Source organism: Streptomyces sp. NPDC005181 (assembly GCF_040608395.1).
In the GTDB taxonomy this organism is placed as follows: domain Bacteria; phylum Actinomycetota; class Actinomycetes; order Streptomycetales; family Streptomycetaceae; genus Streptomyces.
In genome coordinates, this window is record NZ_JBEXID010000207.1 from 1 (window position 1) to 3,460 (window position 3,460).

Annotated in this window: 3 protein-coding genes and 1 pseudogene; 3 read left to right on the forward strand and 1 reads right to left on the reverse strand. The window is 69.5% G+C overall.

Annotated elements, in window-relative coordinates; translation table 11 throughout:
- A pseudogene (locus ABZV38_RS39845) lies at positions 1-109 on the reverse strand (TetR family transcriptional regulator); the annotation flags it as partial.
- A 111-nt stretch (positions 110-220) separates the two neighbouring features.
- Between ABZV38_RS39845 and ABZV38_RS39850 the strand changes: the two are divergent.
- From ABZV38_RS39850 to ABZV38_RS39860, 3 genes are all read left to right on the forward strand, one after another.
- The gene (locus ABZV38_RS39850) at positions 221-1,231 is read left to right on the forward strand and encodes an NADP-dependent oxidoreductase (protein WP_356333797.1); all 1,011 of its coding nucleotides are present in this window, start codon (positions 221-223) and stop codon (positions 1,229-1,231) included.
- A 202-nt stretch (positions 1,232-1,433) separates the two neighbouring features.
- Positions 1,434-1,904, forward strand: a complete 471-nt coding sequence (locus ABZV38_RS39855) for a VOC family protein (protein WP_356333794.1) — start codon at positions 1,434-1,436, stop codon at positions 1,902-1,904.
- 34 nt (positions 1,905-1,938) lie between these two features.
- Positions 1,939-3,369, forward strand: a complete 1,431-nt coding sequence (locus ABZV38_RS39860) for an NAD(P)/FAD-dependent oxidoreductase (protein WP_356333796.1) — start codon at positions 1,939-1,941, stop codon at positions 3,367-3,369.
- Positions 3,370-3,460 lie beyond the last annotated feature (91 nt).

Consider the following 3,460-nt stretch of genomic DNA (forward strand, 5'->3'; position numbering starts at 1 on the left):
CGGCCCTGCGCGCGATGTCGCGCAGTGACACGTCGACGTCTTGCTCGGTGATGGCGGTGCCCGCTACTGCGAGCAGGTGGTCGCGGTTCTTCCTGGCGTCGGCCCGCATCTGTCCCTCTTGACTATTCGGATCAGTGGTCCATATATTCGGATCAGTGGTCCGCTTATGTGGATCGCTGACCCGAATAAGCCTATCCCGCAGCGCGGGCAGGAGAAAACGATGCCGACACACACGATGAGGGCGGTCCGGCTCCATGAGCTCGGCGGCCCTGAAGTTCTGCGTTACGACGAGGTGCCGATTCCCGAGCCGGGGCCGGGTGAGGTGCTCGTTCGCGTGCACGCGGTCGGTGTCAACCCCCCCGACTGGTACCTGCGCGACGGGATGTCCAACCTGCCTCCTGAGGTGAGGCCGAAGTTCAGCCTGCCCGTGATTCCGGGGACGGACCTGTCGGGCGTCGTCGAGGCTGTCGCCGCGGATGTGGACGGCTTCTCCGTCGGTGATGAAGTCTTCGGTCTCCTTCGCTTCCCCAGCTTCGATGGCAGCACATATGCCGAGTACGTGGCCGCGCCTGCGTCGGACCTCGCACTCAAGCCGGCCGGCATCGATCACGTGCACGCCGCCGGGGCGCCTATGGCCGGGCTCACCGCGTGGCAGTTCCTGATCGAGCTCGGACACGATCACCCGTCGCCGTTCCAGGCGGCGCAGCATCGTCCGGTGCCACTCGACGCCAACGTGACGGTGCTCATCAACGGCGCCGCGGGCGGCGTGGGGCACTTCGCGCTACAGCTGGCGAAATGGAAGGGTGCACGTGTCATCGCGGTGGCGTCGGGTGCACATGAATTGTTCCTGAGCGAGCTCGGCGCCGACGAGTTCATCGACTACACCAAGAGCCGTCCCGAGGAACTCGTGCACGACGTCGACCTCGTTCTCGACGCCGTCGGTGGCCCCGACAGCAAGCGCTTCCTGCGCACGCTCAAGCGCGGCGGCTCCCAGTTCCCCGTGTTCTTCGGCGAATTCGACGAAGAAGAGACCGTGAAGCTGGGCGTCACAGTCACGGGCACCCAGGTCCGCTCGAACGGCGCGCAGCTTGCCGAACTGGGACGCCTGCTCGACGCGGGCACGGTCCGCGTCGCGATCGACAGCACGTTTGCGCTCGCGGATGCCCGAGCCGCGCACGAACGCGCCGCCCGAGGGCACATCCAGGGCAAGATCGTGCTCACGGTCGCTTAGGAACGAGCCGTTTCACCGACGCGTCCGGCGCTCGTCCGCGGGGCACCGGTGGCCATCGAGACGCCGATGCGGAGAGCTTGGGGCGCGTCAGCCCTGGCCGCCAGGGCAGTACGCACCCCCCTGCCCTGGCGGCCGTGCACCCGTTGAACCGGTGACGCATTGGGCGTAATCCACCGACGTCAAGAAACAAGGACACCCCCCCATGAATCTGAAGCTCGAAATGATCGTGCTACCCGTCTCCGACGTCGACCGGGCCAAGGCCTTCTACGAGGCGGTGGGATTCCGCCTGGACGTCGACTACACGGCCAACGAGGACTTCCGGGTCGTGCACTTCACGCCGCCCGGCTCCGAGTGCTCGTTCATCTTCGGCGAGGGGATGACGCCCATTGCCCCCGGCTCGTTCCAGGGCCTGTATCTCGTCGTCTCCGACATCGAGGAGGCCCGAGCGGAGCTCACCGGCCGCGGTATCGAGGTGACGGAGGTGTTCCACGACGCCGGAGGGCTGTTCCACGGCCACGAGGCCGGAGGTGCCGTCCACCAGGGCGCAGGCCAGGAGCGCCTGGCCGGCCCGCACCCCGATCGCGCCTCGTACGGCTCCTACCTCACCTTCAGCGACCCGGACGGCAACGGCTGGGTGCTCCAGGAAGTGACACAGCGCGCCCCCGGCCGCTGACACCACACCAACCACCCGAGTTACCGAAGCAGTGATGAACGAGACAACCCGCACCTACGACGTGATCGTCATCGGCGCAGGTCCGGTCGGCGAGAACGTGGCCGAACGCGCCCGCGCCGCGGGCCTCAGTACCGTGATCGTGGAGCGCGAACTCCTCGGCGGGGAGTGCTCGTTCTGGGCCTGCGACCCGAGCAAGGCGCTGCTGCGGCCGGTGGTGGCACGTGCCGACGCGCACCGCGTACCCGGGTTGCGCCAGGCGGTGACCGGGCCGCTGGACGTCGCCGCGGTCCTCGCACACCGCGACAAGATGTCCTCGTACTGGAAGGACGAGGACCAGGTCGACTGGCTGAACTCGGTCTCCGTCGACCTCATACGCGGCCACGGCCGCCTCACCGGCCCCAAGCAGGTGGCCGTGCAGACCCTTGAGGGCGACAACATCGCCCTGACCGCCCGGCACGCCGTCGCCATCTCCACCGGCACCCGCGCCGCCCTGCCCCCCATCCCCGGACTCGACACCGTCCGCCCCTGGACCAGCCGCGAGGCCACCAGCGCCGACAAGGTGCCCGGCCGCCTCGCCGTCGTCGGAGGCGGTGTGGTCGCCGTCGAGATGGCCACCGCCTGGCAGGCCCTCGGCTCCCAGGTCACCATGCTCGTCCTCGAGAACGGACTCCTCGAGCGGATGGAGCCGTTCGCCGGCGAACTGGTCACGGACGGACTGCGCGAAGCCGGCGTCGACATCCGCTTCAACACCACCGTCACCTCCCTGGCACGCGAGGACGGCGAGGTGCGGATCACGCTGGCAGACGGCGGGCAGCTGGCCGCGGACGAGATCCTGCTGGCGACCGGCCGCGCCCCGCAGACCCGCGACGTCGGCCTGGAGACCGTCGGTCTCACCCCCGGGGACTGGCTGACCGTCGACGACACCTTCCGTGTCACCGGCGTCGACGGCGGCTGGCTCTACGCCGTCGGCGACGTCAACCGCCGCGCCCTGATGACGCATCAGGGCAAGTACCAGGCCCGGATCGCCGGCACCGTCATCGGCGCCCGCGCCAAGGGAGAGCCCATCGACGACGCCCCCTGGGGCGCACATGTCGCCACCGCCGACCACGCGGCCGTCCCCCAGGTCGTCTTCACCACCCCCGAGGTCGCCTCCGTCGGCCTGACCAGCCGCGAGGCCGAGCAGAGCGGGCGCCGCATCGAGGTCGTCGACTACGACCTCGCCCGCGTCGCCGGCGCCCACCAGTACGGCGAGGACTACCGCGGCCGGGCCCGCATGCTCATCGACACCGACCGCAACACCGTGGTGGGCGTCACCTTCGCCGGCCCCGGCGTCGGGGAACTGGTGCACTCGGCCACCATCGCGGTCGCCGGCGAGGTGCCCCTCGACCGGCTCTGGCACGCCGTCCCCGCCTTCCCCACCCTCGGCGAAGTCTGGCTGCGGCTGCTGGAGACCTACCGCGGCTGAGAGCCTGTCGGGTGGCCGGTTGATTACGCCGCGATGAGGTCCTCGACGGTCTTGGCTCGGGCGGTCTTGCGGTGGGATTCATGGCTCCACC

Excerpts from the sequence above, each read along its gene's own strand:
- ABZV38_RS39850 (WP_356333797.1), top strand. The coding sequence starts at position 221 with ATGCCGACACACACGATGAGGGCGGTCCGGCTCCATGAGCTCGGCGGC.
- ABZV38_RS39855 (WP_356333794.1), top strand. The coding sequence starts at position 1,434 with ATGAATCTGAAGCTCGAAATGATCGTGCTACCCGTCTCCGACGTCGAC.
- ABZV38_RS39860 (WP_356333796.1), top strand. The coding sequence starts at position 1,939 with ATGAACGAGACAACCCGCACCTACGACGTGATCGTCATCGGCGCAGGT.